We start from the raw sequence: 26881 nt of genomic DNA, 5'->3' as shown, positions 1-26881 counted from the left end.
ACCATGATCTTCCCGTACCGACTCGAAGCCCGCACGACGCCGTCGCGCACGGTGCGCATCGCCGTGCCGCTCATTGCCGCGCTGCTCACGCTGGTTATCGGCTTCCTGATCTTCGGCCTTGTGGGCCGCGATCCCTTGCAGGCGATGCACGCGTTCTTCATCGAACCGCTTTCGAGCGTCAACGGCTGGTCCGAACTCTTGCTCAAGGCTTCGCCGCTATGTCTGATCGCGCTCGGTCTCGCGGCGGGATATCGCGCCAACGTGTGGAACATCGGCGCGGAAGGGCAGATGGTGCTGGGCGGCATTGCGGCGAGCGGCGTGGCGATCTATTTCGATCAATCCACGGGCTGGTGGATCCTCTTCCTGATGATGTTCGCAGGCGTGCTGGGCGGCATGGCGTGGGCGGCGATTCCCGCGTGGCTCAAGAGCCGCTTCAACACCAACGAGATTCTCACGAGCCTGATGCTCACCTACGTCGCCACGCAACTGTTGATCTGGCTCGTGAGCGGTCCGTGGCGTGACCCGCAAGGCATGAATTTTCCGCTCTCCGAAATGTTCAGCGGCGACGCGCTCTATCCGACCTTCGGCGGCGACTGGCGCATTCACTGGCTGCGCGGTACGCGCCTGAACGCGTCGATCTTCCTCACGCTCGCGGCCATTCCGCTCGTGTGGCTTTTCATGCGCCGCAGCTTCGCGGGCTACCGCATGAGCGTGGGCGGTCTCGCGCCGCTTGCCGCGCGCTACGCAGGCTTCTCGGAGAAAAAGACGATCTGGACGTCGCTGCTGCTCTCAGGCGGCCTGGCGGGCCTCGCGGGCATGGGCGAGATTGCCGGCCCGATTGGCCAGCTGCAAGCGACGTGGTCGCCGGGCTACGGCTTCACGGCGATCATCGTCGTGTTCGTGGGGCGTCTGCATCCGGTCGGCATCGTGCTCGCAAGTCTATTGATGGCGCTGCTCTATCTGGGCGGCGAAGCGGTGCAGACGTCGCTGCAATTGCCGCAGGCGCTTTCCGGCGTATTTCAGGGGCTGCTGCTCTTCTGCCTGCTTGGCGCGGACCTCTTCGTGAACTATCGCGTGCGCCGCCGTCATCCGGTCGTGGCAGCGAACTGATCGACGCAATCCAGAGAACAACGAAACAGGCCACACGACATGGATATCCAGCAAGCCAGTTCGCTCGCCTCGAGCGCCGTCACCGCCGCCATCCCGCTCATGTTTGCCGGCGTGGGCGAACTCGTCACCGAAAAGTCGGGTGTGCTCAACCTCGGCGTGGAAGGCATGATGCTGATGGGCGCCGTGACAGGCTACGCGGTCACGACCATCACCGGCAATCCGTGGCTCGGCCTCGTAGCGGGCATGGCGGCGGGCGTCGTCATGTCCTTGCTGTTCGGCTTTCTCGTGCTCACCATGCTCGCCAATCAGGTCGCAACGGGCCTCTCGCTCACGATCTTCGGCGTCGGGCTTTCGGCGTATGTGGGCAAGCCGTACACCTCGGCTGCCACGTCGGCGACCATCTCGGCCTGGCCGATTCCGGGGCTTTCGCAATTGCCGGTGGTCGGACAGGCGTTCTTCAGCCTCACACCCGTCGATTACCTCGCGTTCATCATGTTCGCCGTGGTCGGCTGGTTCCTCTATCGCACGCGCGCCGGGCTCGTGCTGCGCTCGGTCGGCGAGTCGCCGCAAGTCGCGCATGCGGTGGGCTTTCCCGTGATTGGCGTGCGCTATGGCGCAACGGCCTTCGGTGGCGCGATGGCCGGGCTCGCAGGCAGCTACTACTCGGTCGTGCAACTGCATTTGTGGCAAGAGCAGATCACCGCGGGCCGCGGCTGGATCGCGCTTGCACTTGTGGTGTTCGCGACGTGGCGGCCGGGGCGTCTCTTGATTGGCGCACTGCTCTTTGGCGCGGTCACGGGCGCGCAGTTCTATGCGCAAGCCGTAGGCGTGCCGGTGCCCACGCAGTTCCTCGCCATGCTGCCGTATGTCGCGACGATCGTCGTGCTCGTGCTCATTTCACGCAACCCGAATACGATCCGCCTGAACGCGCCGGCTTCGCTCGGTAAGCCTTTCTTTGGCGCGGCATAGGTTGACTGGCTTATCTGGATTACTAACTAAAACGCTTTGACGGCTCGCAGTCTTCTCATCCACGACAGGAGATCCACGATGAAAAAAACCATCCTGACCGCTTTCGCCGTCGCCGCCACGTGCGGCACGGCGGCCCTCGCGAGCGCGGCCCAGGCCGCCGACGCGCCGGGCGTCGCGTTCGTCTATCTCGGCAATCCGGGCGATGCCGGCTGGACCTTCGCGCACGATCAGGGCTCCAAAGTCGCCGAGCAGAAGTTCGGCAACAAGATCAAGATCACGCGTGTGGAAAACGTGCCGGAATCGGCCGATTCGGAGCGCGTGTTCCGCGATCTCGCGAACAAGGGCAACAAGATCATCTTCGGCACGAGCTTCGGTTATCAGGACTTCCAGCTGAAAGTGGCGAAGGATTTCCCGGACGCCGTGTTCCTGCACGCAACGGGCTACAAGAAGGCGCCGAACTTCGGCACCTACGACGTACGCATGTATCAGGGCGCGTATCTCGCGGGCGTCGCGGCGGGCTATGCAACGAAGACCAACACGCTCGGCTTTGTCGCCTCAGTACCGATTCCCGAGGTCGTGCGCAACATCAACGCATACACGCTCGGCGCGCGCTCGGTGAATCCGAAGGTGCACACGAAGGTCATCTGGATCAACAGCTGGTTCGATCCGGGCAAGGAGAAGCAGGCCGCCGAAACGCTGATCGGCCAGGGCGCCGACGTGCTGCTGCAAAACACCGATTCGAGCGCCACGCTCGCGACCGCCGAAGAGAAGAAGGTTCACGCGTTCGGCTGGGATTCGAACATGAAGAAGTTCGGCCCGCACGCGCACCTGGGCTCGGTCGAGGCGAACTGGGGCGTGTACTACGTCGCAGCCATCCAGCAGGTGCTCGACGGCAAGTGGAAGAACGACCCTGTGTGGTGGGGCATTCCGCAAAAGGCTGTCGATCTCGGCGACGTCAACACGTCCGAGCTTTCGGCCGACGCGCAAAAGGCCGTCGCCGCGAAGCGCGAACAGATCGCGAGCGGCAAGTGGGACGTCTTCACGGGTCCGATCAAGGATCAGACGGGCGCAGTCAAGATTCCGGACGGCAAGACGCTGACCGACCCGGAACTGCAACGCCTGAACTGGTACGTCGAAGGCGTGGACGGCTCGCTGCCGAAGTAAGCATGCGTCGAGCGCACGCGCCGCCTCGCACGGCGCGGGCGCATTCTTCGTACGATTTAGACGCGCGTACGCGAAACGGCTGCGTGTAGCCTCTGAGGCTCGCGCAGCCGTTTTGCTTTCTGGCCGACCAGAAAGCGCGCCGTATCAGTCGTCGATGCGGATACCCACCTTGATCGTGACCTGCCAGTGCGAGATCTGATCGTTCTCGATCAGTCCGCGCGTTTCCACGACTTCGAACCAGTGCAGGTAACGCAGCGTCTTCGACGCGCGCGCAATCGCGCAGCGGATGGCTTCGTCGCTCGAAACCTTCGACGAGCCGGTGAGTTCGATCTGCTTGTAGACGTGGTCGCTCATGACAGTGTCTCCTCGGGAGCGCGCGCGGCGTGGGCGCGTCAATCGAGTATAGGTAACGGACCGGCACGCGAGCGCAAACATGAACTAGTCCAGCGCCGGTTATGATGGCGCCTCGCTTGAAACCGAGCATCGTGCGTGCCCCGGCAGGAACGGGCGCGCCACGCTGACAGCAGATGAAGCAGGAGACAGAAAACATGGACGAGCAGGTATTGGGTTTTTGCGGACCGGGGCTGATGGGCGCGCCGATGATCCGTCATTTGCTGCGCGCCGGACACGCTGTGCACGTGTGGAACCGTACGCCGGCGAAGGCCGAGGCGCTGATCGCCGACGGCGCGCAAGTGGCTGCGACGCCCAACGAACTGGCGCGCGAGGCCGATGTGGTGTTGCTGTGTGTCGCCGATGCCGCGGCGGTCGAGCAGGTCGTGTTCGGGGAGCAAGGGCTTTTGGCCGGCGCGCCTGGCGAGAGCGTGCGCGTGCGCCGCATCGTCGATCATTCGAGCATCCCGCCCGACGCGACGCGCAGGCTCGCAGAGCGCGCGGCGGCGTTCGGCGTGGGGTGGGTCGACGCACCGGTCTCGGGCGGCGTGGCGGGCGCGCAGAACGGCACGCTGGCGATCATGGCGGGCGGTGCAGCCGCCGACGTCGAAGCCGTCACGCCGGTCCTCGGCGCCTACGCGGCGCGCGTGACGCACATGGGCGGCATCGGCGCTGGGCAGACCACCAAGCTGTGCAATCAGGCCATCGTTACGGCCACGGTCGCCGCGATTGCCGAGGCGGTGAGCCTCGCGCGGCGCAGCGGTATCGACGCGGCCAAGCTGCCCGAGGCGCTAGCGGGTGGCTGGGCCGATTCGACGTTGCTGCGCACGTTCGTGCCGCGCATGACGCAAGACGGGCTCGAACCCATCGGTGCGCTGAAGACGTTCCAGAAAGACGTGGACACGATCGCCGCTGCGGCGGCGCAGACCGGCACGCCCATGCCCGTTTCGGGCACGGTCCAGCAATTGCTGCGTCTGGCTGCAGCCATGGGGCTCGCGCAGGCCGATTTTTCCAGCTTCGTCGACGTGTTGCAGACGTCACGCACCGGCGAAGCCTGAGCCGCGCAAGTATCGGCAAGTATCGGCAGGTCTCTGCAGGCGATGCGTCCCCTGTTGTCACGGCCGTAACCGGCGCGCACGCCTGCCTTCACATTCCTCACTTCTCGCCATGGCATGCTAGTGCAGGGCAGGGTCGCTTGCGCCCATGCGATCCGTACCGATTTCGCGCAGCGAGTTCAGTGCCCTGCGAGCCGCCCGCGCGGCTGGAACTCGCGCGCGAAGTGGCATAACCTGCTAAAATTACAGGTTTTTCGTCGATCTACTTACCGGGACGCGCTGTGCTCTCTACCGCCAACATCACCATGCAATTCGGGCCGAAGCCCTTGTTCGAGAACATCTCGGTCAAATTCGGCGAAGGCAACCGCTATGGCCTGATCGGCGCGAACGGTTGCGGCAAGTCCACGTTCATGAAGATCCTCGGCGGCGACCTCGAGCAGAGCTCGGGCAACGTCATCCTCGAGCCGAACGTGCGTCTGGGCAAGCTGCGCCAGGATCAGTTCGCCTACGAAGACGTGCGCGTCCTCGACGTCGTGATGATGGGCCACACCGAAATGTGGGCCGCGATGACCGAGCGCGACGCGATCTACGCGAACCCCGAAGCCACCGACGACGACTACATGCACGCCGCCGAACTCGAAGCGAAGTTCGCCGAGTACGACGGCTACACGGCCGAAGCGCGCGCCGGCGAGCTGCTGCTGGGCATCGGCATCGGCACGGAATTCCACAGCGGCCCGATGAGCGGCGTGGCGCCGGGCTGGAAGCTGCGTGTGCTGCTCGCGCAGGCGCTGTTCTCGAAGCCTGATGTCCTGCTGCTCGACGAACCGACCAACAACCTCGACATCAACTCGATCCGCTGGCTGGAAGATGTGCTCAACGAGTACAACTCGACGATGATCATCATCTCCCACGATCGACACTTCCTGAACCAGGTCTGCACGCACATGGCGGACATGGACTACGGCACGCTGAAGGTCTGGCCGGGCAACTACGACGACTACATGCTGGCGTCGACGCAGGCGCGCGAGCGTCAGCAAGCGGCCAACCAGAAGGCCAAGGAACGTGTGGCCGATCTCCAGGACTTCGTGCGCCGCTTCTCGGCGAACAAGTCGAAGGCGCGTCAGGCAACCAGCCGTCTGAAGATGATCGACAAGATCAAGATCGAGGACTTCAAGCCTTCGTCGCGCCAGAACCCGTTCATCCGCTTCGAGTTCGAGAAGAAGCTGCACAACATCGTCGTGGTCGCGGAAGAGATCACGAAGACGTACGAGCGCCGCATCTTCAACAAGCTCAGCATCAGCGTGCAGCCGGGCGAGCGTATCGCGATCATCGGCGAGAACGGCGCGGGCAAGACCACGCTGCTGCGCTCGCTGCTCGGCAACCTGGCCGTCGATAACGGCTCGGTGAAGTGGGCCGAAAACGCGAACGTGGGCTACATGCCGCAGGACACGTACGAAGAGTTCCCGGCCGACGTCACGCTGATGGACTGGATCGACCAGTACCGTCAGGAAGGCGACGACGAGCAGTCGGTGCGCGGCACGCTGGGCCGCCTGTTGTTCAACGCCGACGACATCAGGAAGTCGGTGAAGGTGCTGTCGGGCGGTGAGAAGGGCCGCATGATCTGGGGCAAGCTGATGCTCGGCCGCCACAACGTGCTGCTCATGGACGAGCCCACGAACCACATGGACATGGAATCGATCGAGTCGCTGCAGATCGCGCTCGAGAAGTTCGAAGGCACGCTCGTTTTCGTGTCGCACGACCGCGAGTTCGTGAACGGTCTTGCCAACCGCATCATCGAGGTGAAAACCGATGGCACGGTCAAGGACTACAGCGGCAACTACGAGGACTTCCTCGTGAGCCAGGGCCTGCAATGAGGTCCGATCGCTGATCGAGGCGGTCAAAGCTTGAAATGAAAACGGGCGGCGCGCGAGCGTCGCCCGTTTTGTCTTCTGGGTGCCGAATTGTGCTCGCTTGCAGCCTTGTGCCCCCGAGCTTTCCGTTTGCGTCAACCACGCTAGAATGCGGAATCGCCGCGGCTCAGCCGCGAATGCGCGTGAACAAACACACGGAGACAAGGAGCACCGCCCATGAACAACTACACGCAGTTCTACATCAACGGCCAATGGGTCGCCCCGCATGGCAAGGGCACGATCGACGTGATCGACTCGGGCACCGAGGCGGTGATGGGCCGCATCCCTGAGGGCATCGAAGCGGACGCCGAAGCCGCCGTTGCCGCCGCGCGCGCCGCCTTCGACGGCTGGGCCGCGACGCCCGCCGCCGAGCGCGGGGCGTTTCTGCAGAAAATTGCCGACAACCTCAAAGCCCGCACCGACGAACTCGCGCAACTGATCGCAGGTGAAGTGGGCATGCCGCTCAAGCTGGCGCGCGCCATCCAGGTGGGCGGCCCGGTCTACAACTGGGGCGCCTATGCGCAACTCGCGAGCGAGTTCCAGTACGAAGAACGCGTGGGTAACTCTCTCGTCGTCCGCGAGCCGGTGGGCGTCGTCGCGGCCATCACGCCGTGGAACTATCCGCTCAACCAGATCACGCTCAAGGTTGCCGCCGCGCTCGCCGCGGGCTGCACCGTCGTGCTCAAGCCTTCCGAGGTCGCACCGCTCAACGCATTCGTGCTCGCCGAGGCGATCCACGAAGCGGGCCTGCCCGCGGGCGTATTCAACCTCGTGACAGGCTATGGCCCGGTGGTGGGCGAGGTGCTCGCGCGCCATGCGGACGTCGACATGGTGTCGTTTACCGGCTCGACGCGCGCGGGCAAGCGCGTGTCGGAAGTCGCGTCGGCCACGGTCAAGCGCGTCGCACTGGAGCTGGGCGGCAAGTCGGCCTCCGTCGTGCTCGACGACGCCGACTTCGCGGCCGCCGTGAAGGGCACGGTGGGCGCGTGCTTCCTGAACTCGGGGCAGACCTGCTCGGCGCACACGCGCATGATCGTGCCGGAGTCGCGCTACGAAGAGGCTCGCGATCTCGCGAAGCAGGCCGCCGAGGCGTTCAAGGTGGGCGATCCGCGCGACGAAAAGGCGAAGCTCGGCCCGCTCGCCTCGAAGGTGCAGCAGGAGCGCGTGCTGCACTACATCGAGCGCGGCATGGCAGACGGCGCCGAGCTTGTGACGGGCGGCCCTGGCATGCCGGAAGGCGTGACGCAGGGCTTCTTCGTGAAGCCGACCGTGTTTGGACGCGTGCCGCGCGACGCGGCTATCGCACAGGAAGAAATCTTCGGCCCGGTGCTCACTATCCTCACGGCGAAGGACGAAGACGATGCCGTGGCGATCGCCAACGACTCGCTTTACGGCCTCGGCGGCGCAGTCTGGGCCGGCAGCGACGAGCGCGCGATGCGCGTGGCGCGCCGCATCCGCACGGGGCAGATCGACATCAACGGCGGCGCCTGGAACATGGCCGCGCCTTTCGGCGGCTTCAAGCAGTCGGGACACGGCCGTGAGAACGGCGCGTACGGCCTCGAGGAGTACCTGGAATACAAGTCGATGCAATTCAAGGTGCCGAAGGGCTGATGAGGCATCTCGTCGCGCGCTATCGCAAATCTTTTAATGCGACGTGTTGATGCAAATCATAAACGCGGACTTCTTTACAGATGTCCGCGTTTTTGTTTGATGCACGTCAATGTCATATGTGGGGTACGCGCGACCATAAGCGCTTTGTCATCGACAGAGCACAACATGTTTCCTGGACACTCCTTCGCTCCGCTCCAGATTCGCGGTCGTCAACTCCTGCCCGTCGTGCAGGGCGGCATGGGTGTCGGCATCTCGGCACACCGGCTCGCTGGCAGCGTCGCGCGTGAAGGCGCGCTCGGCACGATCGCGAGCATCGACCTGCGCCATCATCACAGCGATCTCATGGACATGTGCCGCGCGGACCCGCAGCACGAAACGCTCGCTCGCGCGAACCTCATCGCGCTGGGCCGCGAGATCGCGGCGGCACGCAAGCTTGCAGGCGGCAACGGCATGATCGCCGTGAACGTCATGAAGGCGGTGAACGCCCATGCCGACTATGTGCGCGCCGCCTGTGAGCATGGCGCCGACGCCATCGTCATGGGCGCGGGCTTGCCGCTCGATCTGCCCGACCTCACGGCGGGCGTGGATATCGCGCTCGTACCGATCCTGTCCGACGCGCGTGGCGTCGCGCTCGTGCTCAAAAAGTGGATGAAGAAGGGCCGCCTGCCCGACGCCATCGTGATCGAGCATCCTGCCTACGCGGGCGGCCACCTCGGCGTGACCGACATCGCCGATATGGGCAACGAGCGCTTCGCATTCACGCGGATCTTCGAGGAACTCGAAGGCGTCTACGCCACGCTCGGCATTACGCGGCAAGACGTGCCGCTCGTCGTGGCGGGCGGCGTCAATAGCCACGAGGCCGTGCGCAAATGGCTCGAAGCAGGTGCGAACGGTGTGCAGGTCGGTACGCCGTTCGCAGTGACCGAGGAGGGCGACGCCCACCCCGACTTCAAGCGCGTGCTCGCCGAAGCGAAGCCCGAAGACATCGTCGAGTTCGTGAGCGTGACGGGCCTGCCGGCACGCGCGGTGAAAACGCCGTGGCTCGAACGTTACCTGCGCAACGAATCGCGTATCCGCACCAAGATCGGCTCGCTCAAGCTTGCCTGCCCAACCGGGCTCGAATGCCTTTCGGCCTGTGGGCTGCGCGATGGTATCGAAAAGTTCGGCCACTTCTGCATCGACACGCGCCTTGCTGCGGCGTTGCGTGGCGACGTCGCGAACGGCTTGTTCTTCCGCGGCCGCGAAGCGTTGCCGTTCGGCAATGCGATCCGCAGTGTCCGCGACCTGCTGGAGTTGCTGCTGACCGGTGCCGCGCGACCTGCAGTCGCACAGCGCGCAGCCTTCGCACTGGCTTGATAAGCATCAAAACTGCTTCGGACCCCGTCTCTGACAATCTGTAGGCCTCTGACAGGCTATATCGACAGACACGGGGATTTACGATGCAAAAAGCAATTAAAAAGATTGCAGCAACCTCTGCGCTCATGTTGGGCGCAGTCTTTTTCGCAGCGCCGGCCAGCGCAGCCGGCTCGCCCGATTCGGGTATTTACGCGGGGGACTGGCTGGTGCGCTTGCGCGCGATCGAGATCGCGCCGGAAGCGCGCGGCAACGGTACGCTCGGCGCGATTGGCGCGGACGTGAACAACGCCATCGTGCCCGAAGTCGACTTCACCTACATGGCGACCAACAACATCGGCGTCGAGCTGATTCTCGGCACGTCGCGCAACCAGGTGACGTCGAACATCGGTGCACTCGGCGGAGTGGGCGTGCTGCCGCCTACGCTGCTGCTGCAATATCACTTCAATAACGCGGGCAAGGTGCGGCCGTACGTGGGAGCGGGCATCAACTACACGCTGTTCTACAACAACGGGCTGCACGCAGGCGGGCAGTCGGTTTCGATTGACAATCACAGCTGGGGTCCGGCGCTGCAGTTCGGCATCGACTTCCAGGTGACGAAGCGCATCTTCGTGAACGCGGATATCAAGAAGATCTGGATGCACACCGACGCGTCGCTGGCTGGCACGCCTCTCGGCACGCTGCATATCGATCCACTCGTGGTGGGTCTGGGCGTTGGCATGAAGTTCTGATCGCCTTGCCACCGCTTTTCGAACGCCGGCTTGCCCGGCGTTTTTTACTTCAGGCGCGGTCTTTCTGAAAGCGCATGGCGGTTCCTTCGCGCTCGATGCGTTCCCACACGGCGCGCTTTTCCTCGTCGCTCAGGAAAACCCAGTTGGAGACTTCCACGGCGGTGCGCCCGCAGCCTTTGCAGACGTCGTCGAAGAGGGTCGAGCAGACGCCGATACACGGGCTGTCGGGGAGGTCGTGGAGATTGGATGCCATTGAAGAGCCTTGGGGCGTGGCCGGGCGTCGCGCGCGCCGGCTTTGGTACGAAACGCCGCTATGTTAACCGATACGGAGCCGGGCGGCCGCCCGCGCCCTTGGACGTGCCGGGGCGATGCGCGATGGATCGGCCATGCAACTGCAAGCCGATAGCAAGGTGAGGCGCGGCGCTGCACCCCGACGGGAGCAGGCCGTCGCGCGCATGCGCCATCCGCGCGGTTTTTTGTGGACACAGCCCGTGAAACGGCTAAAATTGCGCGCGATTTACCGTCCGCGCGCGGCTCGCCTTGTTTCCATGGCCCATGTTCCGTTTGCGCGACACGCCCGCGTTTTATTTCTTGCCGGGCGGGTTTGATGGTAGGTTTTGGGGAAGTCAGGGGAGCCGTGCACAGGTGACACGAAGCGCGGCACGAAGCGAGGCAGGCAGCCGGCAAGAGCCGGTCAGGATCGGAGAACGGGATGAAGAAAGGGGTTGTGGCGCAACTGGCCGTGCTCGCACTGTGCGCGGCGCCGTGGATGACGTCGGTGGCGAAGGACACGCAACTGAACGTGTACAACTGGTCCGATTACATCGCCAAGGACACGATTCCGAACTTCACGAAGCAGACCGGCGTTCAGGTCAAGTACGACAACTACGACAGCGACGACACGCTCCAGGCCAAGCTGCTCGCCGGTAACTCGGGCTACGACATCGTCGTGCCGACCAGCAACTACGCGGGCAAGCAGATCGCCGCCGGCATTTTCGCGCCGCTCGACAAGTCGAAGATCCCCAACCTCAAGTATCTCGATCCGCAGCTGATGGCGCTCGTCGCCGGCGCGGATCCGGGCAACAAGTACGCGGTGCCCTGGGCCTACGGCACGACCGGTCTCGCCTACAACGTCACGAAGGCGCAGCAGATCCTCGGCAAGAACGTGCCGCTCGACAACTGGGACATCCTCTTCAAGCCCGAGAACATCTCGAAGCTGAAGGCATGCGGCGTGTCCGTGCTCGACGCGCCGGACCAGATGTTCGCGGCTGCGCTGCACTACATCGGCAAGGACCCTCTCTCGACGAATCCGGACGACTATCGCGCCGCGCTCGCGATGATGAAGAAGATCCGTCCGTACATCACGCAGTTCAACTCGTCGGGCTACATCAACGACCTCGTGGGCGGCGACATCTGCTTCGCGTACGGCTGGTCGGGCGACGTCGTGATCGCCAAGCACCGCGCCATCGACGCGAAGAAGCCCTACAAGATCGAGTACTACATCCCGAAGGGCGGCGCGCCGATCTGGTTTGACGTGATGACCATCCCGAAGGATGCGCAGCACAAGGAAGCGGCGCACGAGTGGATCAACTACATCGAGACGCCGCAAGTCCACGCAGCGATCACGAACGCTGTCTACTACCCGAGCGCGAACGCGGAAGCACGCAAGTACGTGGACAAGGACATCGCCAACGACCCGGCCGTCTACCCGTCGCCCGAAGTCCTGAAGACGCTGTTCCTGCTCAAGCCGCTGCCGCCTGAGATCCAGCGCCTGCAGACGCGTCTGTGGACCGAGTTCAAGTCGGGCCGCTGACGCGGTCGGTGCCGCGGTTGAAAACCGTTCGCGTTTTACCCCGAGCCCTCGGCACGATGCCGGGGGCTTTGTTCGTCAACCCCGTCCAGCATTTACGCAGAAACAGGCAGGGCAGAGAGAATCATGAGTGACCAGTCGAGCGCGCCGGCATCCGCCGGTTCGCTGCCTTCGGGCTTCACCGCGGCAGATTCGGCCGCGGACAACTTCGTGCAGATCGTCGATGTCGTCAAGAAGTTCGGCGAGACGACCGCAGTCAAGGGCGTCAATCTGTCGGTAAAGAAGGGCGAACTGTTCGCGCTGCTTGGCAGCTCGGGCTGCGGCAAGTCCACCTTGTTGCGCATGCTCGCGGGTCTCGAAACCGTGACGTCGGGCAAGATCCTGATCGACGGCGAAGACCTCGCCTCGATGCCGCCGTATCGCCGGCCGGTCAACATGATGTTCCAGTCGTACGCGCTCTTTCCGCATATGACGGTCGAGTCGAATGTGGGCTTCGGGCTGCGCCAGGAAGGTGTGAAGAAGGGCGAACTGAAGGACCGAGTGGCCAACGCGCTCGAACTCGTGCAAATGACGCGCTTCGCCAAGCGCAAGCCGCACCAGCTTTCGGGCGGGCAGCAGCAGCGCGTGGCGCTCGCGCGCTCGCTCGTGAAGCGTCCGAAGCTGCTCCTGCTCGACGAACCGATGTCGGCGCTCGACAAGCAGATTCGCCAGCGCACGCAAATCGAACTCGTCAACATTCTCGACAAGGTCGGCGTCACCTGCATCATGGTCACGCACGACCAGGAAGAAGCGATGACGATGGCCGGGCGCCTCGCCGTGATGAGCGAAGGCGAGATCGTCCAGCTCGGCACGCCGAACCAGGTCTACGAATTCCCGAACAGCCGCTTCTCGGCGGAGTTCATTGGCTCGACCAATCTCTTCGACGGCAGCGTGGTGGAGGACGAGCCCGATCACGTATTCGTCGAGTGTCCGGAGCTGCCGGTGCGTCTTTACGTGAACCACGGCATCACCGGGCCGCTGGGCATGCCGGTGACGATCTCGGTGCGCCCCGAGCGCATCGCGCTCACGCGCAAGCCGCCCGAGGGCGTGTTCAACTGGGGCAAGGGCGTGGTCAAGAACATTGCCTACATGGGCGGCTACTCGCTCTATCACGTCAAGCTCGACTCGGGCAAAACGGTGATCGCCAACATGTCGAGCCTCGCGCTCTCCGAGATCGACTCGCCCACGTGGGAAGACGAAGTCTATGTGCGCTGGAGCGCTTCGGCCGGCGTGGTGCTGACCTCATGAGCACGACGACTTTCCGGAACATCCTGAACTGGCCGGCGAAGCGCTTCAATCTGACCGGCCGCACGGCCGTCGTGGCCGGCCCGTTCATCTGGCTGCTGCTGTTCTTCCTCGTGCCGTTCATCCTGGTGGTGAAGATCAGCTTCGCCGACCAGCAGCTCGGCATTCCGCCGTACACGGAGCTGACTTCGTTCGCCGATGGCGTATGGCATATCGCGCTCGATTTTTCGCACTACGCGTTTCTGTTTCAGGACAGCCTGTACTTCGCGACCTACGTGAATTCGGTGGTCGTGGCGGCGATTTCGACGCTGCTGTGTCTCATCATCGGCTATCCGATGGCGTATTACATCGCGCGCTCGAATCCGGCCTCGCGCAACATTCTCATGATGGCCGTGATGCTGCCGTTCTGGACGTCGTTCCTGATCCGCGTGTACGCGTGGATCGGCATTCTGAAGAACAACGGACTGCTGAACAATTTCCTGATGTCGATCGGCATCATTCATTCGCCCATCGAGCTTTATCACACGAACACGGCCGTTTATATCGGCATGGTGTATTCGTATCTGCCGTTTCTCGTGATGCCGCTCTACGCGCACCTCGTGAAGATGGACCTCACGCTGCTCGAAGCCGCCTACGACCTTGGCGCGAAGCCGTGGCGCGCGTTCGTGGAAATCACGCTGCCGCTCTCGAAGAACGGGATCATCGCGGGCTGCCTGCTGGTGTTCATTCCGGCGGTGGGCGAGTACGTGATTCCTGAGCTGCTTGGCGGTGCGAATACGCTGATGATCGGCCGTGTCATGTGGAACGAGTTCTTCGACAACGCCGACTGGCCGATGGCCTCCGCCGTGACCTGCGCAATGGTGCTGCTGCTGCTCGTGCCGATGGCGCTTTTCCAGCACTACCAGGCGAAGGAACTGGAGGGCCGCGGTAAATGAAACCGAATCGCGTACTGCAATTCATCGCGCTCGGCCTCGGCTTCGCGTTCCTCTATATCCCGATCCTGAGCCTGATCGTCTACTCGTTCAACGAGTCGCAACTCGTGACCGTGTGGACGCGCTTTTCCACACGCTGGTACCAGGCGCTCATCACCGACGATGAACTCATCACTGCCGCATGGCTCTCGCTGCGCATCGGGCTGATGACCGCGTTCGCCTCGGTGCTCATCGGCACGTGGGCGGGCTTCGTGCTTGCGCGCATGGGGCGATTTCGCGGCTTTACGCTCTTCTCGGGCATGATCAACGCGCCGCTCGTGATTCCCGAGGTGATCCAGGGCATTTCCCTGCTGCTGCTGTTCGTGGAAATGGGCAAGCTGATCGGCTGGCCCGCGGGGCGCGGCGTGTTCACGATCTGGATCGGCCACGTCATGCTGTGCATTTCGTATGTCGCCATCATCGTGCAGTCGCGCGTGCGAGAGTTGAACCCGTCGCTCGAAGAGGCCGCGCTCGACCTGGGCGCGACGCCGTTCAGGGTGTTCTTCCAGATCACGCTGCCGCTCATCTCGCAGGCGCTTGCTGCGGGCTGGCTGCTCTCGTTCACGCTCTCGATCGACGATCTGGTGCTCTCGGCGTTCCTTTCGGGACCGGGTTCGACCACGTTGCCGCTCGTCGTGTTCTCGCGCGTGCGCCTTGGCCTGAATCCGGAGATGAACGCGCTCGCGACGCTGTTCATCGCGGTCGTGACGGTGGGTGTGATCGCCGGCAACTACTTCATGCAACGCGCGGAGCGCAAGCGCATGGCAATGGCGGTTTGAGCGCCACCGCGCTTCGAAGCGCATGCAAAAACGGCGCGCGGGCAGGCATGTCCGCGCGCCGTTTGCTTTTGGGCGTTTAAGCGCTACAGCCGATAGCCCATGCGAAACCCGCCCCAATGGCGCCCGTTCACGAAGATCGGCGCGGAGGCGTCTTTCATCATCACGAAGGTGCCGCCGCCCATGTCGCGACGGTAGGTCTGCAGCAGGAACGGCTTGGTGTGCGAGCCGGCGGCGCGGCCCGCGCGGTCGTTGAAAATGCGATGGTTGCGGCAGTTCGCGGCGTTCCACACCGGGTCGGCGCCCTGCGGATGCGAGAACTTGCGATTGTGCGTCGGAATATAGCCGCGCGGATCGATCGCCACGCAGAAGGCGACGCGTTCGTCGAACGCGAGCAGCGGCTCGAGGATCGCGGGCAGCACGCGGTCGGTGAAGGCCGTGAAGCGCGTCATATGCTGCTGCGGGTTCGTGTTCGGCACCGGCGCATAGACGCTGTCGAACAGATCCGCTTCGCCGATCTCGCCGCGCGCGAGCGCGCCCTCGAACAGCTTGCTGACCTGCGCGGCGCTGCGTTGCACGGTCTCGATGAAGCGCGTGTCGTCGGTCTCCACGCCCGTGGCGGCGGTAAGCTCGATGAGCGTTTCCGAGACCTCGAGCAGCTTCCCGAGCTGATCCTTGGCCTGCACGAAGTTGCGGCCCGAATCTTCGACGCCCGCGACCATCTCACCCACCTGGCTTTCGAGCCCGTCGCATTTCGTCTCGATCTCCCCCGTGAGCTGGGCGATCTGGCCCGCGTGCTCGTCGAGCTGCATGATCGCCTGGCCGGTGCTGTGCACGGCCTCGCCGATGGTGTGCGTGCCCTCGCGCACGCGATGCGCGCGTTCGGTGTTGGCGGTGCCCTCGGCGATGAGCTGTTCGGTCTGCTGCGTGAGCTGCCCGAGCGTTTGCTCGATCTGGCCGGTGGCCTGTGCCGTCTTGGCGGAGAGGTTCTTCACCTCCGCCGCGACCACGGCGAAGCTCTTGCCCGACTCGCCCGCGCGCGCCGCCTCGATGGCCGCGTTGAGCGCGAGAAGCTGGGTTTGCCGCGCGATCAGGGAGATTTCCTCGGAGACCTTCGAAACATGTGCAAGCGCGCTCTTGAGCGCCCGGATTTGCGTCTCGATGACGGTGACGCTCTCCACGAGACCGTGAATGTCGGCGAGCGACCCCTCGATGGTCTGCTGTGACTGCTGCACGGTAGCGGCGGTGCCGGTGCTCAGCTCGCGCATGGCGCGCGCCGCAGTCGCGATCTGATGATTGCCGGCGAGGGTGTGGGCCGCCGACTCGCGCAGGGCGTGGCACACGTCGGTCTGACGCTGCACGCGCGCGGCGACCTCGTCGACGTGGCCCGCCACGTCGCAGATCTCGATACCGAGCCTGCCGGCATGTGCGGCAATGTCGCCCACGACGCCGGCGGATTTTCCCGCGCGGCGGCGACCGCGCAGGCCCAGCAAACGCAAAGGTGTCATCGGGTGTCTCCTTGCCCGTGCGGAATGACTACTGCGGGGATACCGCGTGCCCGGTCGTCAGCAGGTCCGATCGCCGGGCTTTCTGAACTTGTTAACGGCCTGTAATACGGGCACTTGAGCGCAGTGGAGGCGCCTGGCGCTATGATCGGGAACTCGGGCGCTCCGAAAGCCGGTGATGGGGAGCGGAGGGGCGTCGCGATGGGAGCAAGATGATAGAAGCGATGATCGGAGCAGTGATGGGCGGGAGCGCGCCGCTCGCGCTCTGGCAGCAGTTGATCCAGCTCTGGGAGCTGATCGTGATGGTGTTGCGCTTCCTCTGGGAGCTGTTGAAGCTCCTTGGCGGCGGCGGTTGAACGACAAAAGGGCAGACGATGATCGACGATTCCACCCGGCGTTTCACCGACCGGGTCGCAGACTACGTGAAATTCCGGCCGACCTATCCGCGCGAAGTGGCGACCTTCGTGCACGTGGAGTGCGGCATCGCGCCGGGCGCGCCCGTGGCCGACATCGGCGCGGGGACGGGCCTCTCCACGAAACTCTTTCTCGACGCGGGCCACCCGGTTACGGCCGTGGAGCCGAACGCAGCCATGCGCGCGGCGGCCGACGACCTGCTAGGCGGCTACAAGGGCTATCGCAGCGTGGCGGGCACGGCGGAGGCGACTACGCTCGAAGCCGCGAGCGTGGACCTCGTGAGCGCCGCGCAGGCGTTTCACTGGTTCCACAAGACCGACACGCAGCGCGAGTTCGCGCGCATCCTGAAGCCGCGCGGCAAGATCGTGCTGTTCTGGAACAGCCGCCTGCTCGAGGGCTCGGCGTTTCTTGCGGGCTACGAAGCGCTCCTGCAGCGTTTTTGCCCCGACTACGCGCGCGTGGCTGAAACCTATCCGGACGCGGCCGCGATGGCCGACTGGTTCGGCGACGGCTTCGAGCACCAGACGGTGTTCCCGAATGCGCAATTGCTCGACTTCGATGGCCTGCGCGGACGGCTGATGTCGTCGTCGTACGCGCCGCGCGCGGGCGATGAACGCCACGAGCCGATGCTTGCTGCGCTGCGCGAACTATTCGAGGCGACGCAAAAGGACGGCACCGTGAACTTCGCCTACGAAACGCGCGTGTACGCCGGGCGGCCGCAGCGCGCCTGACATGTCTAGCGCTCGAACGCGTAGTCGGCGGTACGCACGCGGCGCGTCCTGCGGCGGAACATGAAGGTGAAGCCGGGCCACAGCGCGGTGTTCTTGCCCGCCCGCGTGAGGTAGTAGCTGCGGCAGCCCGACTGCCATACGGTGCGCGCGAAACGCGCTTGCAGGCGCGCGTTCCACCTTTGCTGCGCTTCGGCGCGAACGTCCATCGTGCGGGCGCCCGAGCGCCGCAGCGCTCGGATGCAGGCCGCGATATAGGCGATATGCGACTCGATCATGTAGATCATCGAGTTGTGCCCGAGCGCCGTGTTCGGCCCGACCATGAAGAAGAAGTTCGGGAAGCCCGCGACGCTCGCGCCGAGGTAAGCCTCGGGGCCGTCGCGCCGCCACGTCTCGCCGAGGTCCTGGCCGGCGAGGCCCGTCACCTGAAAGGGCGCGTCCACGTCGTTGACCTGAAATCCGGTGCCGCAGACGATCGCGTCATAAGGCCGATGCGTGCCGTCGGCCGTGACGATGCCATCGGCGACGACTTCGCGGATCGCGTCGGTCACCAGCTCGACGTTAGGCTGCGCGAGGGCAGGGTAGTAGTCGCTCGAGAGCAGCACGCGCTTGCAGCCCAGCATATAGTCGGGCGTGAGGCGCGTGCGCAGTTCGGTGTCCTTGACTTTGTGCGCGAGATAGCTGAGTGCGAACTTCGTCGGCGCCTTGAGCAGGCGCGGCTCCACCGCGAAGCCGAGCGCACGCGATTCGTGTTGCCAGTAAATGGCGGCGCGCGCCACGCGTTGCGCGAGGGGCAGGTGCCGGTAAATCCAGCGCCAGCGCTCGCTGATGGCGCGATCGCGCCGCGGCATGATCCACGGCGGCGTACGCTGAAACACCGTGAGCTGCGCCGCGCGCGGCTGGATGTGCGGCACGAACTGGATCGCGCTTGCCCCCGTGCCGATCACGGCGATGCGCTTGCCTTCGAGCGCATAGTCATGGTCCCAGCGCGCCGAGTGAAAGAGCTTGCCTTCGAAGCGCTCGATACCCGCGATATGTGGCAGCGCCGGACGCGAGAGCGGGCCGTTCGCGGCGATCACGATATCGGCTTCGATCGTCTTGACCGCACCGTCTCGTTCGATCTCCACCTGCCAGCAGCCACGCGCTTCAACGAAGCGCGCTGCGCGTACACGCGAGCGGTATTCGATGAAGCGCTCGACGTCGTACTTGTGAGCACAGTGGCGCAGATAGTCGAGAATTTCGTGCTGCGGCGCGAAGGTGCGCGTCCACGCCGGATTCGGCTCGAACGAAAACGAGTAGAGGTGCGAAGGAATATCGCAAGCGGCGCCCGGATAGGCGTTGTCGCGCCAGGTGCCGCCGAGGCTTGCGGCCGCCTCATAGATCGTGAACGATTCCACGCCCATGCGGCGCAGCCGGATCGCCATGCCGATGCCGGAAAAGCCGCTGCCAATGATGGCGATGCGCAGCGCGCCCCCGTTGCCGAGCGCTTTCGTTGCCATGTATGCGTCCGCCGTTACGTGTGATGTGTTGTTTCGGGCCGATGCAAAACGGGCTCCGTGAAGGAGCCCGTTGTTGCTTTAGCGCGTGCGCTGGGGAAGCCTCAGGCGTTCAGGAGTTGTTCCAGTCGTCCGAGCTGTCGTTGCTGCCCATATCGACACCGCCACCACCCGAGCCGTCGTCCCAGTCATTCGAGCCCTGGCCGAAGTCGAGGCCGCCGCCATTGCCGTTGCCATCGCGCTGAACGCGGCGGCCATCTTCGTCGACGAACACGTCGCGCTCGATCACGCGGTCGCGGCCATGGTTCAGCGCTTCGCCGAGCAGCACGCCCGTGAGCAGGCCACCCATGCCGCCCATTCCGCCGCCGCCTTGCTGCACGATGACCTGCGGCGGTTGCTGCGGCGGCGCAGGCGGATACTGCGGCTGACGCCCGAACGCAGCGTCGGCTTCGCGCGCGTAGGAGGAGTTGCTGCCGTAGTCCGGCGCGGCAGGCTGCGCATTCGGATCGGGGCGGCCTTCGGCGCGCGCCTTGAGGCTTGCGAACTGGCGTTCGAGATCTTCGATCTCATACGGCGGCCGCGGATTCGCGCTGTTCGAGAGTGTTTCCACGAGGGTGCGCAACTGCGCTTCGAGCCCTTCGACTTCCTTTTCGAGCACTTCGTGGCCGGGCGCGGTCGAGAGCTTCACGTCGAGCTTGAGCGAGCGCACGCCGTTGAGCAACTCGGTGGCGCGCTTGAGCTGGTCGCGGCGGTCGTCGCCGGCCTTGGCGTCTTCGGTGGACTTCGCGCGGCGCAGCGTCCAGCGCAGCACGAGCACAATGCCGACCAGCAAGATGGCGATACCAATCCACATGCCCATACCAGGACCTCGCTTCTGTGGTGCAGCGACTTGCTGCTGTGCGAACGGATTATCCGCGCTGCTCGTCTTCACAGCGCCGGCGCGTGAGGCGTCGGAACGGATCTTCGCTTCCACCTGCGCGAAACGCTGCGGCTGGGTGAAGCGGATTTGCGGATCGAGCGACTTCGCCTGCTCGACCTGCGCGAGCGCGTCGCTGTAACGGCCTTCGCGGTCGAGCACCTGGGCGTAGAGATAGTGCGCGCGAGCGTTGTCCGGATGCGCCTGCAGGACTTCGGTCAGGCCGGAGTCGGCGCGCTGCCAGTCGCCCTGGGACATCGCGGATTCGATCTGCTGCACGCTCGGCACGGCGAACGCAACGCCGCCTGTGAAGGCGAGCGACGCGACAGCGATGCTGGCAGCGGCAAGAAACTTTTTCATGTTGCAGGCCGGGCGGATTGACGCCCGTCTCCATGGCATTCGATTCGAGGATGCGGCGCCCTCGGGCGCCTGCCGACTATGCCGTCAGCACGGCCCATGCCGCGCCGCATCCAGCACGCCGGCGCGTTTTACTGCGCCGGGGTGTTCATCTGCTTCTTCAGCGCCTCGAGGCGCTCGTCGACCGACGGCCCCTTGTTGAGCGCCGCGAGCTTGTCGTCGAGCGCCTTGCCGCTCGACTGGTCCGACGAATTCAGACGGGCGTCCGAGCGCGCGTTCGAGAGCGCGACCTTTTCCTCCAGCTTCTGGAAGTCGCCATCGAGATTCTTCCCGCCGATGCCGCCCAGCGCCGTGGCCGCGACATCCTTCGCCTGGGCGATCTGCTGCTTCGCCTGCAGGATGTTCGAGCGTGCGTTCAGGTCGTTGCGGCGCTGGCGCATGTCGTCGATCTGCTGCTTCAGTTGATCGACCGACGGTTCGAGCTTTGCGAGTTCGCCCGCGAGCGCGTCGCGTTCGGCTTCGGCGGTTTGCTGCGCGCCGAGCGCTTCGCGTGCAAGTGCCTCGTCGCCCGATTGCAGTGCGCGCTTCGCGCCGTCTTCGTACTTCTTCGCCTTGTCGGCGGCCACGTCGCGCTTGCTTTGCTGCGTCGCGACCTGCGCCTGAATCTCGACGAGCGAGTTCTCCGCGCGGGCGATGCTGTCGTCGAGCTCACGCACGATCTGGCGCGCGTCGCGCGACGGGTCCTGCACCGAGTCGGCCGCGTCGTTGAGCAGGCCCTTGACGGTGCGCGAGATGGAGTCGAAAAGCGACATGAATTCCTCCAGTGAATTGAGATCGGCCATGGTGGGCCGAGGTGCGTGCATGCGGTTTGGACTCACGCGCCAGCCGGCTGACGAAAAGCTGATCCATCTGCCAGCTTACGCCGCTTTGCGCCTGGCGCGCATGCCCCGCGAAAATCGGGGCGAGTGCGGCAATTGCAATAGCGTGAATGCGTTTTCTTGCAGGCGTGTGTTCCTCGGGACGAGGCCTGACTGTGCGGCTCGAAGCCCCGCTGCAGGCGGGCCCCGCCATCGATCGCGGATATTACACCACGGCCCGTCTTAAAAGGGACTTAAAGGAATAGCGCGCACGCAGCCCGCCAAGCGCGTGTTTGCCTGTGTGTAAGCGGGCGTTAAGCCGACTGTGAAGCGTGTGTATGGCGGTGCGGATGCGGCCCGTGTCAGGCGAATTTTCCGCCTTCGGGCGCGCCGTCGTCGCTGTGGGCTTCATCGCGCGGGTCGTTTGCGTCGCGCCGTGAGCGGGCGAAGGGCGCCGAGCTTAACGGCTGCAGCGGTTCGGCGTCGAACGATGGCGCAGCGGCTGCATCGAGCGCGGCGCTTTCCGCGGCAGCCGCCGCTTCAGCGTTCAGCCGGGCGACAGCCTGGGCGATTTCTCGCGCGGCATGGCTCACGTCCGGTTCGTCGGTGTGCGCGGCGGGCAGGGCGGCGATTGACGCATGAGGCGCGTGCTCATCGGTGGCGTCGTCATTGACCGTTGCAGCCGCTTTGCTTTCTGCGAGCGCGTCTTTTTGCCGAGCGTCGGGGTTCGCATCGTTCGCTGCGATGGCCGTCCCCACGCCGGCGGGTGGCCGGATCGCGCCCGAACGGCCTGCGCGCAGCGGCTTCGCCGCCTTTTGCAGCACCTGGGCGAGAGCGTCGGGCTGACGCGGCGCGTTCAGCCGGTCGACAATGCTTGCGGCCTTCACCTGATCGCTCGTGGCGCTGAACGCGATCACGGCGCGGCGCATGAGTTCGCTGATGCTGATGCCGAGTTCGTCGGCGGTGGCGGAGATCGCGCGTTTTTGCGCGGGCGTGACGAAGACGACGATGCGTTCGCTAGGCTTGTTCATGATCGACGGGCCGTTGGGTCGGCTTCGTATGACGTCGGTTTTCCTGCCTGCGCCACAGCAATTTGTAAGAATGAATGCCGGCTTGTGTGGGCGCGAACAGGGGCGTGTAGCAGATCTTTCATCATAAGACGAGTGCGCCGATGCGCAATCGGAAGGTGCGCTGATGGGAACAACCCTGCCTGGAAGAATCTGCTGCAGATTTCCTTCATCGCGTAACTTGTCGCGCGGCTGGCCCGGCCGTTACGAAACTTTTCGCGCATAAAGCCACGATTGGCGCAAACGACCGCCTGAGTCCGCAAAAAATCGGGCAGGAAGCGTTTCCCAAGAAACTCTTACAAAAAAAGCGCGACCCGGCGCACGCGATTTCTTTAGAATGCGCTGTTACATTTCGCGAATGGCGCCTGAACGGGCGTGTATTCGTGTGTGGCGTGCCGTAGTGCGCGCCGCGCGGCCGGACGGGGGCGTTGCCGGTCGCGCCGCGTCGCCGGGATTGAGCCGGCGACGTCGTATGCCGCATTGGCGCCATGACGCCGTGGTCGAGATCCATGCGCGCGAGTTGCGCGCAGCCGGCGCGCGCGAGACGCGCCCATCATTCCAGTCATGCCTATCATCAAACGACCGCCTTCACCGCAGTACCCGAACGAAGATCGGGAACCCTCCTTCAACAACGGACGCCAGCCGCCTCGCCGGCCAGAATCGGGCGGTGGCTCGGGCGGCGACGGGCCGCGCGATCGAAGCCCGAAGCGGCGCTCCATCGGCACCGCGCTCGCGCTCTGGTTCGTCGGCCTCGTCGGCACGCTCTGCGTCGTCGGTGCGCTGATCGTGGGCTACATGCTCGTGGTGATGGAGCCGCAACTGCCATCGCTCGACGCGCTCACCAACTATCAGCCCAAGGTGCCGCTGCGCATCTATACCGCCGATCACGTCCTGATCGGCGAGTTCGGCGAAGAGCGTCGTCAGCTCGTGCGCTTCCAGGATATTCCTGACATCCAGAAGAAGGCGGTGCTCGCCATCGAGGACTACCGCTTCTACGAGCACGGCGGAGTGGACTTCGTCGGCATCCTGCGCGCGGGCGTGGCCGACCTGATGCACGGCGGCGCCTCGCAGGGCGCGAGCACGATCACGATGCAGGTCGCGCGCAACTTCTTCCTGTCGAGCGAGAAGACCTACACGCGCAAGGTCTACGAGATGTTGCTCGCCTACAAGATCGAGCGCGCGCTCTCGAAGGACCAGATTCTCGAGCTGTACATGAACCAGATCTATCTGGGGCAGCGCGCGTATGGATTTTCGGCGGCCGCGCGCGTGTACTTCGGCAAGGATCTGAAGGACATCACGATTGCGCAGGCTGCGATGCTCGCGGGTCTGCCGAAGGCGCCGTCGGCGTATAACCCGATCGTCAATCCGCACCGCGCAAAGATTCGCCAGGATTACATCCTCAAGCGCATGCTCGACCTCGGCTACATCACGCAGGCGCAGTACGACGAAGCGATCAAGGAACCGCTGCAGACGAAGACGGCCGGCACCGAGTACAACGTGCACGCCGAATACGTCGCGGAAATGGTGCGTCAGATGATGTACGCGCAGTACAAGGACGAGACCTATACGCGCGGACTCACGGTCACGACCACCATCGATTCCGCCGACCAGGACGCTGCCTACGCGGCCGTGCGCAAGGGCGTGATGGATTACGAGCGCCGCCACGGCTATCGTGGACCCGAAGGCTTCGTGCAACTGCCCGCCGACGGCGACGACCGCGAGCAGGCCATCGAAGACGCGCTCACCGACCACCCGGACAACGGCGACCTCGTCTCGGCGGTCGTGACCGATGCCGGTCCGAAGTCGGTGACGGCACAACAACTCGACGGCACCTCGGTGACGGTGACGGGCGAGGGCCTGCGCTTCGTGGCGGCCGCGCTCTCGCCGCGCGCCTCGCAGGCGCTGCGCATTCGTCCCGGCTCCATCGTGCGCCTGATGGAGGACGCGAAGGGCAACTGGCAGATCACGCAACTGCCGCAGGTGGAAGGCGCACTCGTCTCGCTCACGCCGCAGGACGGCGCGATTCGCGCGCTGATCGGCGGCTTCGACTTCAACAAGAACAAGTTCAACCACATCACGCAGGCATGGCGCCAGCCGGGTTCGAGCTTCAAGCCGTTCATCTACTCGGCCTCGCTCGAAAAGGGCCTTGGACCGGCGACGATCATCAATGACGCGCCGCTGTACTTCCCGCCGAGCACGCCGGGCGGCGATGCGTGGGAGCCGAAGGACGACGACCAGCCCGAAGGCCCGATGCCGATGCGCCTCGCGCTGCAGAAGTCGAAGAACCTCGTGTCGATCCGCATCCTCTCGTACATCGGCACGAAGTACGCGCAGGATTACGTGACGCAACGCTTTGGCTTCGACGCGGACAAGACCCCGCCGTATCTGCCGATGGCGCTCGGCGCGGGCCTCGTCACGCCGCTGCAGTCCGCGGGCGCGTACAGCGTGTTCGCGAACGGCGGCTATCGCATCAATCCGTATCTGATCGCCGAAGTCGATGATGCGCATGGCCAGCCGATCCTGCGTGCGCAGCCGCTGGTGGCGGGCCAGAATGCGCCGCAAACGCTCTCGCCGCGCAACGCGTTCGTGATGAACAGCCTGCTGCACTCGGTGGCGACGGCGGGCACGGGCGCGGGCACCAACGTGCTCCATCGCAACGACCTGCAGGGCAAGACCGGTACGACCAACGACGCCAAGGACGGCTGGTTCGCGGGCTATCAGCGCACGCTGGTTGCCGTGGCGTGGATGGGCTATGACCAGCCGAAGAGCCTCGGCAGCCGCGAATTCGGCGCGCAACTCGCGCTGCCGATCTGGGTGGAGTACATGCAGCGCGCGCTGCGCGGCGTGCCGCAGGAAGAGCCGGCGATGCCCGAGGGCCTCACGACGATCAACGACGAGCTGTACTTCTCGGACATGACGCCGGGTAGCGGCTTCGTGGCGAGCATCGGTCTGGACTCGGCCAATCCTGCGGGTGCTGCGAGCGATGCGAGCGGCGCGACCGGCAGCATGGGGCCGGGCGGCATGACGCCGCCGAGCGTGACCACGACGGAGAAGAAGCAGATCATGGATCTGTTCGAAACGAACAAACCTTGATTCTGGGTTGGTGAGTTCTGCAGGATAAACACGGCGCGTCGGCAACGGCGCGCCGTGTTTTGTTTGGTGAGCAGAATTTCCTTGTGGGCCAAGGAGTTGGTTGAGCTTTCCAGGGCTTTTCCACAGGGCTGCCAACAAAATCTGTGGACAATATTGCCCGCAGTGCACAAGACCTACAAACATCTTCGTCCTTACCGGGACATGTGGCCGCGTAGACAAGGTGTTCAATTGGACGAATCTGGCCGCCTTCTTATTTCCCCCGCAGCGCCAGTATCCGGTCAACCTTCGCTTGCTGCCTCCGCGTTGGTGGATCGGTCAGGCACGGCTCCGCGTCCAGCTCCGCCCCCCCATGCAGCCCACACGGCGTCCGTCACCGACCCGCCGTAGCGCGCCCCTATCATCGTGCGAATCTGGTTGCTGCGGATTACGACCGCGCGCAGCCGGTGGATTTCGTGCATGAGCCGCCAGATGGTCGCCGTTGGCTCGGCGTCGTAGATGGCCGCCAGCTCGGCAGCGGTCAGGGGTGGTGGGCGCATGGTCTAGGGTCGAGCCCGAGGCTCTTGGAAAGGGGGCGCCACTAACGGCTGTCACGATAACTCAGGTCCGACAGCGCATCGGCCATTTCAGATGCCAATGTGTGGGCGTTGCGCGCAAATTCCTCTAGTTGCTCGAGGGAGAGGATCTGGCGATTGTCGGTGACCTTCTCGATCTCACTAACGAAGACTTCTGCATCAAGATCGACCCACGTGCTGAACGGATTGTGTGCAATGTGGTTTCGTGTCTCGGCCAGCGTATGAACACGCTTGATGCATTTGAATGCACATTGCTTCATTGTCTCGGTCCCTTCGGCTCGTTCGATCAGATGTTTGATGACGCGAATTCGGACGGGGATGCTCTGGTCTGCCATCAAAATGTCGAGCGTATCGCTAGACAGCTTCTTCATGTACCGGTACGTTTCCCGTTCTACGAGCGCAAACGCCCATATCGCCTCGCCCAACAACGTCGCGAGGTCAGTGTGAAGTTGTTGCAGGTAGGGAATCTCGTCACTCATCTGTCGGACCGTGGGAGGCGCATGGTTTGTAGGAAAAGACTGTATGTATATACAGTATCACAAAATCACAGGGTATGATTTTTTCGGACAGTTCCTGGGCTGGCCGACCGGTTCCAGGACAGGGTAGAAGCGCAGCGCCGGTTTCTCCGCAAGCCTTGACGCCTGTCATGATGGAAATTACGGGCCGGTTCAGAATCTTCAGGCCGCCAGCCTCCGTTTAGCAGCCGGTAAGTGTGACCCCCACGCCCGAAAGGGTGTGGGGC

Annotated in this window: 24 protein-coding genes; 15 read left to right on the top strand and 9 right to left on the bottom strand. The window is 64.2% G+C overall.

Annotated elements, in window-relative coordinates; translation table 11 throughout:
- Positions 1–3: 3 nt before the first annotated feature.
- The 3 genes from VSR72_RS36685 to VSR72_RS36675 all read left to right on the top strand — a co-directional run bounded on the left by VSR72_RS36685 (position 4) and on the right by VSR72_RS36675 (position 3243).
- Entirely contained in the window at positions 4–1110 is a 1107-nt protein-coding gene (locus tag VSR72_RS36685) for an ABC transporter permease (RefSeq protein ID WP_342957121.1), read from the top strand.
- 39 nt (positions 1111–1149) lie between these two features.
- On the top strand, positions 1150–2079 hold the full coding sequence (locus tag VSR72_RS36680; RefSeq protein WP_342957120.1) for an ABC transporter permease: 930 nt from the start codon (positions 1150–1152) through the stop codon (positions 2077–2079).
- Between the two features lie 78 nt (positions 2080–2157).
- The gene (locus VSR72_RS36675; protein WP_342957119.1) at positions 2158–3243 is read left to right on the top strand and encodes a BMP family ABC transporter substrate-binding protein; all 1086 of its coding nucleotides are present in this window, start codon (positions 2158–2160) and stop codon (positions 3241–3243) included.
- Between the two features lie 144 nt (positions 3244–3387).
- Here the strand turns inward: VSR72_RS36675 and VSR72_RS36670 are convergent, their stop codons facing one another.
- Positions 3388–3597 carry a dodecin gene (locus tag VSR72_RS36670; protein ID WP_233881467.1) on the bottom strand — a complete coding sequence of 70 codons (210 nt, stop codon included), beginning with the start codon at positions 3595–3597 and terminating at the stop codon, positions 3388–3390.
- Positions 3598–3770: 173 nt separating this feature from the next.
- Here VSR72_RS36670 and VSR72_RS36665 point away from each other — a divergent pair, with 173 nt between their 5' ends.
- The 5 genes from VSR72_RS36665 (at position 3771) to VSR72_RS36645 (ending at position 10293) form a co-directional block, all read left to right on the top strand.
- On the top strand, positions 3771–4691 hold the full coding sequence (locus tag VSR72_RS36665) for an NAD(P)-dependent oxidoreductase (protein ID WP_342957118.1): 921 nt from the start codon (positions 3771–3773) through the stop codon (positions 4689–4691).
- Positions 4692–4969: 278 nt separating this feature from the next.
- Complete coding sequence (locus tag VSR72_RS36660) at positions 4970–6562, top strand: ABC-F family ATPase (RefSeq protein WP_321925502.1); 1593 nt, start codon at positions 4970–4972, stop codon at positions 6560–6562.
- A gap of 213 nt (positions 6563–6775) precedes the next feature.
- A complete protein-coding gene (locus VSR72_RS36655) occupies positions 6776–8209 on the top strand; it encodes an aldehyde dehydrogenase family protein (RefSeq protein ID WP_342957117.1) in 1434 nt (477 codons plus the stop codon).
- Between the two features lie 165 nt (positions 8210–8374).
- On the top strand, positions 8375–9565 hold the full coding sequence (locus tag VSR72_RS36650) for a nitronate monooxygenase family protein (protein ID WP_342957116.1): 1191 nt from the start codon (positions 8375–8377) through the stop codon (positions 9563–9565).
- Positions 9566–9690: 125 nt separating this feature from the next.
- A complete protein-coding gene (locus VSR72_RS36645) occupies positions 9691–10293 on the top strand; it encodes an OmpW family outer membrane protein (protein WP_342957169.1) in 603 nt (200 codons plus the stop codon).
- 49 nt (positions 10294–10342) lie between these two features.
- Here the strand turns inward: VSR72_RS36645 and VSR72_RS36640 are convergent, their stop codons facing one another.
- Positions 10343–10546, bottom strand: coding sequence for a DUF1289 domain-containing protein (locus VSR72_RS36640; RefSeq protein WP_028204006.1), 204 nt, complete (start codon positions 10544–10546; stop codon positions 10343–10345).
- Positions 10547–11005: 459 nt separating this feature from the next.
- On the opposite strand from VSR72_RS36640, the gene VSR72_RS36635 reads away from it, so the two are divergent.
- The 4 genes from VSR72_RS36635 (at position 11006) to VSR72_RS36620 (ending at position 15137) form a co-directional block, all read left to right on the top strand.
- On the top strand, positions 11006–12106 hold the full coding sequence (locus VSR72_RS36635) for a polyamine ABC transporter substrate-binding protein (RefSeq protein ID WP_342957115.1): 1101 nt from the start codon (positions 11006–11008) through the stop codon (positions 12104–12106).
- Between the two features lie 120 nt (positions 12107–12226).
- The gene (potA, locus tag VSR72_RS36630) at positions 12227–13390 is read left to right on the top strand and encodes a polyamine ABC transporter ATP-binding protein (RefSeq protein ID WP_342957168.1); all 1164 of its coding nucleotides are present in this window, start codon (positions 12227–12229) and stop codon (positions 13388–13390) included.
- A complete protein-coding gene (locus VSR72_RS36625; RefSeq protein WP_342957114.1) occupies positions 13387–14322 on the top strand; it encodes an ABC transporter permease subunit in 936 nt (311 codons plus the stop codon). Before potA ends, VSR72_RS36625 begins: the two co-directional genes overlap by 4 nt.
- The gene (locus VSR72_RS36620) at positions 14319–15137 is read left to right on the top strand and encodes an ABC transporter permease subunit (protein WP_342957113.1); all 819 of its coding nucleotides are present in this window, start codon (positions 14319–14321) and stop codon (positions 15135–15137) included. The genes VSR72_RS36625 and VSR72_RS36620 overlap by 4 nt, the downstream gene beginning before the upstream one ends.
- A gap of 83 nt (positions 15138–15220) precedes the next feature.
- Here the strand turns inward: VSR72_RS36620 and VSR72_RS36615 are convergent, their stop codons facing one another.
- On the bottom strand, positions 15221–16642 hold the full coding sequence (locus tag VSR72_RS36615) for a methyl-accepting chemotaxis protein (RefSeq protein ID WP_342957112.1): 1422 nt from the start codon (positions 16640–16642) through the stop codon (positions 15221–15223).
- A 221-nt stretch (positions 16643–16863) separates the two neighbouring features.
- Between VSR72_RS36615 and VSR72_RS36610 the strand changes: the two genes are divergently transcribed.
- A complete protein-coding gene (locus VSR72_RS36610) occupies positions 16864–16995 on the top strand; it encodes a hypothetical protein (protein ID WP_342957173.1) in 132 nt (43 codons plus the stop codon).
- Between the two features lie 18 nt (positions 16996–17013).
- Positions 17014–17784 (top strand): class I SAM-dependent methyltransferase, encoded by a 771-nt coding sequence (locus VSR72_RS36605; RefSeq protein WP_342957111.1) that lies wholly within the window; start codon positions 17014–17016, stop codon positions 17782–17784.
- 5 nt (positions 17785–17789) lie between these two features.
- Here VSR72_RS36605 and VSR72_RS36600 read toward each other — a convergent pair whose 3' ends face one another.
- The 4 genes from VSR72_RS36600 to VSR72_RS36585 all read right to left on the bottom strand — a co-directional run bounded on the left by VSR72_RS36600 (position 17790) and on the right by VSR72_RS36585 (position 22438).
- A complete protein-coding gene (locus VSR72_RS36600; RefSeq protein ID WP_342957110.1) occupies positions 17790–19280 on the bottom strand; it encodes an NAD(P)/FAD-dependent oxidoreductase in 1491 nt (496 codons plus the stop codon).
- Positions 19281–19389: 109 nt separating this feature from the next.
- Positions 19390–20553, bottom strand: a complete 1164-nt coding sequence (locus tag VSR72_RS36595) for a tetratricopeptide repeat protein (protein ID WP_342957109.1) — start codon at positions 20551–20553, stop codon at positions 19390–19392.
- A 128-nt stretch (positions 20554–20681) separates the two neighbouring features.
- Positions 20682–21362, bottom strand: coding sequence for a PspA/IM30 family protein (locus VSR72_RS36590; protein ID WP_042265728.1), 681 nt, complete (start codon positions 21360–21362; stop codon positions 20682–20684).
- Between the two features lie 407 nt (positions 21363–21769).
- On the bottom strand, positions 21770–22438 hold the full coding sequence (locus VSR72_RS36585) for a hypothetical protein (protein WP_342957108.1): 669 nt from the start codon (positions 22436–22438) through the stop codon (positions 21770–21772).
- A 600-nt stretch (positions 22439–23038) separates the two neighbouring features.
- Between VSR72_RS36585 and VSR72_RS36580 the strand changes: the two genes are divergently transcribed.
- Complete coding sequence (locus VSR72_RS36580; protein ID WP_342957107.1) at positions 23039–25567, top strand: penicillin-binding protein 1A; 2529 nt, start codon at positions 23039–23041, stop codon at positions 25565–25567.
- Between the two features lie 278 nt (positions 25568–25845).
- Here the strand turns inward: VSR72_RS36580 and VSR72_RS36575 are convergent, their stop codons facing one another.
- Together VSR72_RS36575 and VSR72_RS36570 are read right to left on the bottom strand one after the other, a co-directional pair.
- Positions 25846–26103 (bottom strand): hypothetical protein, encoded by a 258-nt coding sequence (locus VSR72_RS36575; protein ID WP_342957106.1) that lies wholly within the window; start codon positions 26101–26103, stop codon positions 25846–25848.
- A 41-nt stretch (positions 26104–26144) separates the two neighbouring features.
- Positions 26145–26618, bottom strand: coding sequence for a hypothetical protein (locus tag VSR72_RS36570; protein WP_342957105.1), 474 nt, complete (start codon positions 26616–26618; stop codon positions 26145–26147).
- Positions 26619–26881 lie beyond the last annotated feature (263 nt).

It is taken from the genome of Paraburkholderia sp. JHI869 (genome assembly GCF_038900775.1).
Classification (GTDB): Bacteria; Pseudomonadota; Gammaproteobacteria; order Burkholderiales; family Burkholderiaceae; genus Paraburkholderia.
Note: the sequence above shows the minus strand (reverse complement) of the source record. Positions and strands in the feature narration are given on the sequence as shown.

Excerpts from the sequence above, each read along its gene's own strand:
- VSR72_RS36650 (WP_342957116.1), top strand. The coding sequence starts at position 8,375 with ATGTTTCCTGGACACTCCTTCGCTCCGCTCCAGATTCGCGGTCGTCAA.
- VSR72_RS36610 (WP_342957173.1), top strand. The coding sequence starts at position 16,864 with ATGATCGGAGCAGTGATGGGCGGGAGCGCGCCGCTCGCGCTCTGGCAG.
- VSR72_RS36655 (WP_342957117.1), top strand. The coding sequence starts at position 6,776 with ATGAACAACTACACGCAGTTCTACATCAACGGCCAATGGGTCGCCCCG.
- VSR72_RS36580 (WP_342957107.1), top strand. The coding sequence starts at position 23,039 with ATGCCTATCATCAAACGACCGCCTTCACCGCAGTACCCGAACGAAGAT.
- VSR72_RS36615 (WP_342957112.1), bottom strand. The coding sequence starts at position 16,642 with ATGACACCTTTGCGTTTGCTGGGCCTGCGCGGTCGCCGCCGCGCGGGA.
- VSR72_RS36620 (WP_342957113.1), top strand. The coding sequence starts at position 14,319 with ATGAAACCGAATCGCGTACTGCAATTCATCGCGCTCGGCCTCGGCTTC.
- VSR72_RS36640 (WP_028204006.1), bottom strand. The coding sequence starts at position 10,546 with ATGGCATCCAATCTCCACGACCTCCCCGACAGCCCGTGTATCGGCGTC.
- VSR72_RS36685 (WP_342957121.1), top strand. The coding sequence starts at position 4 with ATGATCTTCCCGTACCGACTCGAAGCCCGCACGACGCCGTCGCGCACG.
- VSR72_RS36605 (WP_342957111.1), top strand. The coding sequence starts at position 17,014 with ATGATCGACGATTCCACCCGGCGTTTCACCGACCGGGTCGCAGACTAC.
- VSR72_RS36585 (WP_342957108.1), bottom strand. The coding sequence starts at position 22,438 with ATGAACAAGCCTAGCGAACGCATCGTCGTCTTCGTCACGCCCGCGCAA.
- VSR72_RS36645 (WP_342957169.1), top strand. The coding sequence starts at position 9,691 with ATGTTGGGCGCAGTCTTTTTCGCAGCGCCGGCCAGCGCAGCCGGCTCG.
- VSR72_RS36600 (WP_342957110.1), bottom strand. The coding sequence starts at position 19,280 with ATGGCAACGAAAGCGCTCGGCAACGGGGGCGCGCTGCGCATCGCCATC.
- VSR72_RS36595 (WP_342957109.1), bottom strand. The coding sequence starts at position 20,553 with ATGAAAAAGTTTCTTGCCGCTGCCAGCATCGCTGTCGCGTCGCTCGCC.
- VSR72_RS36570 (WP_342957105.1), bottom strand. The coding sequence starts at position 26,618 with ATGAGTGACGAGATTCCCTACCTGCAACAACTTCACACTGACCTCGCG.
- VSR72_RS36575 (WP_342957106.1), bottom strand. The coding sequence starts at position 26,103 with ATGCGCCCACCACCCCTGACCGCTGCCGAGCTGGCGGCCATCTACGAC.
- VSR72_RS36665 (WP_342957118.1), top strand. The coding sequence starts at position 3,771 with ATGAAGCAGGAGACAGAAAACATGGACGAGCAGGTATTGGGTTTTTGC.
- VSR72_RS36680 (WP_342957120.1), top strand. The coding sequence starts at position 1,150 with ATGGATATCCAGCAAGCCAGTTCGCTCGCCTCGAGCGCCGTCACCGCC.
- VSR72_RS36635 (WP_342957115.1), top strand. The coding sequence starts at position 11,006 with ATGAAGAAAGGGGTTGTGGCGCAACTGGCCGTGCTCGCACTGTGCGCG.
- VSR72_RS36625 (WP_342957114.1), top strand. The coding sequence starts at position 13,387 with ATGAGCACGACGACTTTCCGGAACATCCTGAACTGGCCGGCGAAGCGC.
- VSR72_RS36590 (WP_042265728.1), bottom strand. The coding sequence starts at position 21,362 with ATGTCGCTTTTCGACTCCATCTCGCGCACCGTCAAGGGCCTGCTCAAC.
- VSR72_RS36670 (WP_233881467.1), bottom strand. The coding sequence starts at position 3,597 with ATGAGCGACCACGTCTACAAGCAGATCGAACTCACCGGCTCGTCGAAG.
- VSR72_RS36675 (WP_342957119.1), top strand. The coding sequence starts at position 2,158 with ATGAAAAAAACCATCCTGACCGCTTTCGCCGTCGCCGCCACGTGCGGC.